The organism is Actinomadura atramentaria DSM 43919 (assembly GCF_000381885.1).
GTDB lineage: Bacteria > Actinomycetota > Actinomycetes > Streptosporangiales > Streptosporangiaceae > Spirillospora > Spirillospora atramentaria.
On record NZ_KB907237.1, the window covers coordinates 1 to 5,048 of the forward strand.

At 75.9% G+C, this 5,048-nt stretch carries 3 protein-coding genes; 2 read left to right on the plus strand and 1 reads right to left on the minus strand.

All coding sequences use genetic code 11. The features are described from left to right. A partial coding sequence (locus G339_RS0131865) for an ElyC/SanA/YdcF family protein (protein ID WP_019635112.1) occupies positions 1–736 on the plus strand: 736 nt, incomplete at its 5' end. 190 nt (positions 737–926) lie between these two features. Then, entirely contained in the window at positions 927–1,127 is a 201-nt protein-coding gene (locus tag G339_RS0131870) for a hypothetical protein (RefSeq protein ID WP_019635113.1), read from the plus strand. A 122-nt stretch (positions 1,128–1,249) separates the two neighbouring features. Here the strand turns inward: G339_RS0131870 and mobF are convergent. After that, positions 1,250–5,048, minus strand: a 3,799-nt coding sequence (gene mobF, locus G339_RS36070; RefSeq protein ID WP_019635114.1) for a MobF family relaxase, incomplete at its 5' end; no start/stop codon positions are given.

Below are 5,048 nucleotides of genomic sequence, written 5' to 3' on the forward strand. Positions count from 1 at the left end.
CGTCCCCGAGCCGGTCGCGGCAGCGGCACATCTCGCCGAAGCACATCATTGGGCCGCCCCCGCCAGCTCCAACATGCCCTCGGACGTACTGCCCGCGAGCGTGCGCGATGACGTCGCAACCCTGTGGGCATACCACCAGATGGGCCATCAGATCCGGCCTGTCGACGTCATCATCGGACTCGGCTCCCACGACCTCAGCGTCGCGACATACGCCGCGCAGATGTGGCGACAGAGCATCGCCCCGCTCATCGTGTTCACCGGTGCGAACGCCCCCACCACCGTGGCGCGATTCCCACGCGGCGAAGCGGTGCACTACCGCGAGCACGCCTTGGAACTGGGCGTCCCTGACAGCGCGATCCTCATCGAGTCGGCCGCAACGAACACCGCCGAGAACATCTCTCTGACCCGCGAACTCCTCGCCGCGCATGGCCAGACGCCCCAGTCGGTGATGCTGATCAGTCGCCCGTACCAGCAGCGTCGCGCGTACGCGACGTGCCGGAAGGTCTGGCCTGAGATTGACGTGATCTGCGGGTCCATCCCTCTCACGCTCGACGACTACGTAGCGTCGATTGGAGATTCGGAACGAGTTATCAACATGCTCGTCGGCGACACCCAGCGCATCGAGGTGTACGCGCAACGCGGCTTCGCGATCCCCCAACCAATGCCCGACGGCGTCCGCCAGGCCTACGACCGGCTCGTATCGCGCGGCTATACACGAAGATTGATCGCCCCGTAACCGAACAAGCGCCGCCAGTTACGTGCGCCCCACGTGGCAGCGCCAAACCGGACGCTGAACCGAGCATCCACGAACGCCCCGACCGCACTGCGGCCGGGGTGTTCGCGTTATCGCGATCAAGCCGGCGACAGCTATCGACGGAGGAAATGATGGCGCTGGACAGCGAGCGACGAGCGAGGGGCTGTGCGGCATGGCTGATCGGTGGTTCAGGGTGAGGCTCGGCGACGGCGTCACCGAGGAGCAGTACGCGCGGCTGGCGCATGCGGCCGTCGCGACCGCGCAGGCTGCCGGGGTCGAGGACGTCCGCCTCGAAAGCGACAACCGCCAGCCGATCCACCAGCTCGACGGCTGGTGGGAGGAACTGGGGCGCCGGTCTCCCTGGGAGGAGTAGCCGGAGCGTTCGGGGCGCGGGCGTGGGCCGTTGGCCGCGCCGGGCGCGTGGTCGCGAGGGACGAGCGGGCGCGGGGCCGGTGTGGCAGGCTCACGCGGCCGTGCCCCGGACGCGGTGAGGGTTCAGCGGCCGAGGGTGGGGCCGTTGCGGTCGGGGGTGGTGGGTGGGGCGGCGAGGCCGGGGTCGTAGGTGGGGTTGGCGGCGTGTTTGGCTGCGGCTTGTTCGGCGGCCTGGCGGGCGGCGGCGCGTTCGGCGGTGCGGCGTTCGCGGTCCTCGGTGAGCGCGGTGGTGCGGGGCAGTCGGCGGCGGGTGCTGATCTCGCCTTCGACCTGGCGGAGCCGTTCGGGGGCGCGGGCGAGGTCGCGGGCGTAGGTGGCGCGGGTGTGGCCGCCGGACAGGTACGGGGGGAGCAGCGTTTCGGCGGCGCGGTCGGCGGCGGTGCGGACGTCGGAGACGATCGCGTCAGTCCAGTGCTCGGTCCAGTGCTCAGCCAGGTCGCGCAGGTCGCGGGTGGCCGCGCCCGGGGTCCAGGGGGTGTGCCGGGTGGCGGGGTAGGCGCGGGCGGCGTCGCGGGCCAGGGCGTCGGTCTGCCGCAGGGCGTCGTCGGCGGCGCGGTCGGCGGCGCGGATCTCCTCCTGCGCCTGGTCCCGCTGCGCCCGCACCGCGCGGCGGGAGGTCCCGGCGAGCCGGAGCGCGACCGGATGCCGGGCGGCCTCGCGGTCCAGGTCCCTGGCGCGGGACCAGGCGTCGGCGGCGGTGGCGCGGGCCGCGTGGACGAGGTCGGCGAGCCGGGCCATCTCGGCCTCGATCGGCGCGGCGGTCTCCAGGGCTGCGCGGCGCTGCCGCAGCGCGGCGGCGGCGGGGCCGTCCCCGCGCTGCGCCTGGTCCTGCAGGCGGTCGGTCTCGGCCTGCAGGCGCGCGTGCTGGGCGGCCTGCCGCTGGTAGCCGTCCAGCAGCTCGCGGAGCCGGACGTCGGATACGGCGCCGTAGGGTCGCTCGCGCCAGCCCGGCACCGGCGGCTCGGTCCGGCGCGCCCGTCGCGCCTCGTGCTGGCGCTCGTCCTGGCGGCGCTGTTCGCGGTCGGGCTGGGGCTGCTCCTGGCGCTCGATGTCGGCCCGGCGTTGTTCGGGGACGACGGCCGCGGCCGCGGGCTGCGGGGTGTCGAGTTCGGGGGTGATGAGGCGGTCGGGGCCTCCGGTGAGGGTGCGGGCGTAGGCGGCGAGGGCGCGCGTCAGTTCGTCGGCCGGGCCGTGCGGGTCGCCGTGGGCGGCGCGGTCGGCGTCGGTCTCCAGCAGGGCGCGGGGGAGGTAGAGGTCGACGCGGTGGCGGTCGCGGCTCATGGCGGGGTAGAGGGCGTGGGGGTCCAGGCCCATCCCGTACACCAGCGTCCGCGCGCCGGTCTGGCCCTGGGCGGCGGCGACGGTCATCGCGGTGCCGTAGGCCAGGTCGCCGCGGGCGATGGCGGCGCGGCCGATCACCGCGGACTGGGTACGGCCGCCGGGCCGCTGCCACTCCACCACCGGATGCGTCCCGTCGAACGCGACCACCACGCCCCGGTACCCGTTCAGCACGTCGACGGCATCGGCGGGCGCATTCCTCTTCCGGGTGCGGTAGTCGTTGCGGTGGACGCGGACGTGGTCCCCGACGGCGAGGGCGAGGGTGCCGCCTCCGGCGAGCCGGTAGTGCCGGTCCGGGCCGGTGATCTCGCCGAGGGCGCGGCGGATCGCCCGCGCGCCCCGGTTCAGGGTGTCGACGTCGGCGCGCGTGCCCGCCAGGACCAGGACCTCGCGGAGCTCGTCGTGGACGGTGGCGGGCGCGGCGTCCAGGCGGGCCAGGGTCCAGTCGCGCAGCAGCGCGGCCAGGGCGTCGTCGCGGTCGTCCTCGGCGTGGACGCGCCCGGCCGACGCCCACTGGCGTAGCGCCTCGTCGCGGCGGCCCTCCCGCCACATCTCCAGCGCGGCGCGCTCGACCGGGTCGCGCTGGCGGCGGTTCTCCGTCAGCGTCAGCCCGCCGACGAGTTCGTGGGCGGCGGCGAACGCGCCGCCGACGCCGATCGCGCGGAGCTGCAGCGGGTCCCCCACCAGCACCGTTTTGGTCCCGGCGGCGTTCGCGGCCGCCAGGAGACGCGCGAGGTCGCGGTCGTCGACCATCGCAGCCTCGTCCACGACCAGGACGTCGACGCCCGCCAGGCCCTCGCCGTGGTCCAGGGCGTGCAGGAGTCCGGCGATGGTGTGGGCGGGGATCGCGGTCTCGGCCGCGAGCTGCTGCGCCGCGACGGCCGCCGTCGCCGCGCCCCGCACGACCAGCCCCGCACCCGCCCACGCCTCGCGCGCCGCCGCCAGCAGCGTCGTCTTCCCGCTGCCCGCGACGCCGACCACGGCGTCGACGCCGTGCCCGCCGCCGGTCAGCCGCTCGACCGCGCCCTGCTGCTCACCGCTGAGCCGGAACCCCCAGCGTTGTTCGCAGCGTTCGAGGGCGGCGGCGACGCCACCGGGCGGAACTACGGCTCGGCCGCCGTCCAGGCCCGCCTCGGTCAGGGCCAGCACCGCCCGCTCGGCGGCGACGATGTCGCGGCTGGTGTACCGCTGCGGATGCGTCTGGTACGCCGGTCCCCGCTCCCGCCCCCCGGCCGCCGGGAGCGGCACGACCGGCCCGTCCGGAAGCGCCACCACGGCGTCCGCCAGCTCCTCGGCCTCGGCGACGTCAACGGTTCCGGCGGGCAGCTCGTCCAGCACCGCCGCGACCAGCCGCGGCCGGGTGACCACCTTGGTGTGCGCGGTCAGGCTGCCCTCGCCGCCGAACAGCGCGTCGGCCAGCTCCCGCACGGACGGCGCGGCGGGCGTCGGGGACGGTCCGCCTGGGCCGCGCGGGGTCGCGGACGGTCCGTCCGGCCCGCGTCCCCGCGCGGCCGCCACGATCGCGGCGGCGTCCAGGCCCGCCCCCTCGGCCTGCGCCCGCCACGATCCCCGCAGGTCACCGTCCGCCCCGCCCGCAGCCGCCGAACCCGCCGCGCCGGTTCCGGCGGTGTGCTTGCCCTCGCGCGACAACGCGGCCGCCGCCTTCCCGGCCGCCGACGTCGCCTCGGCCGGGTCGATCCCCAGACGCCGCAGCACTCCGTGGGTCTGGGCCTGCCGCTTGGAGTACAGGGCGCGGACGCGCGGCGGGACGCCCGCCAGCTCCCACACCCGCCCCTCACCGCGCTCCCACACGTATCCCAGCGACGTCGTCTTCGCGCGGAACCGCGCCTGCGCGGTCGCGCCCGCCAGCTCGACGTGACGGTGGAACTCGCGGCCGCCGTTGCCCGGCGTCGACCAGCGGCCGTCCTCGCCGCGGACCATGTGAGCGATGACGGCGTGGGCGTGCAGGTGCGGGTCAGGCGCCTGCCCGTCGACGGGACGGGCCTCGTCGTGCCACATCACCCAACCCAGCAGGCCCGACGTCTCGACCCGGCGGGCAGTGCGGCCGTCGCCGTGCTGGCCGCGCATCCCGTACGCGCACCACCGCTCGACATCGGCCAGCGTCTCCATCACCGACGCCCGCCACGCATCGCGCAGCTCGCCCGCCGTCGCCTCGTCGGCGAGGCCCCAGACCACGCTCGCCGACTTCGGCAGATCCAGAGTGAGGTCGAACCCGCGGTCCCCGACGCGGACGGTCTCGCCCCGGTGCACCCGCGCGACGCGCAGCTCCTCCGCCCCGAACACGTCCTCCAAGCGCACGCCGGGCACGGCGGCCGCCAGACGCTCGGCGTCCCGCACCGGGACACAGTGCGCCTCCCCGTCCCGCTCGACCATCCGCGCCAACCGCGCCACACGCGCGCGGCCCCACGCCGACGACGGCAGCTCGCCGAGCGGCACGCCCGCCTCGGCCGCGCGCTTCTCCAACGCCTCCAGCAACGGCGCGGCGGGCAGGCGGCTCGCGGGG

Excerpts from the sequence above, each read along its gene's own strand:
- G339_RS0131870 (WP_019635113.1), top strand. The coding sequence starts at position 927 with ATGGCTGATCGGTGGTTCAGGGTGAGGCTCGGCGACGGCGTCACCGAG.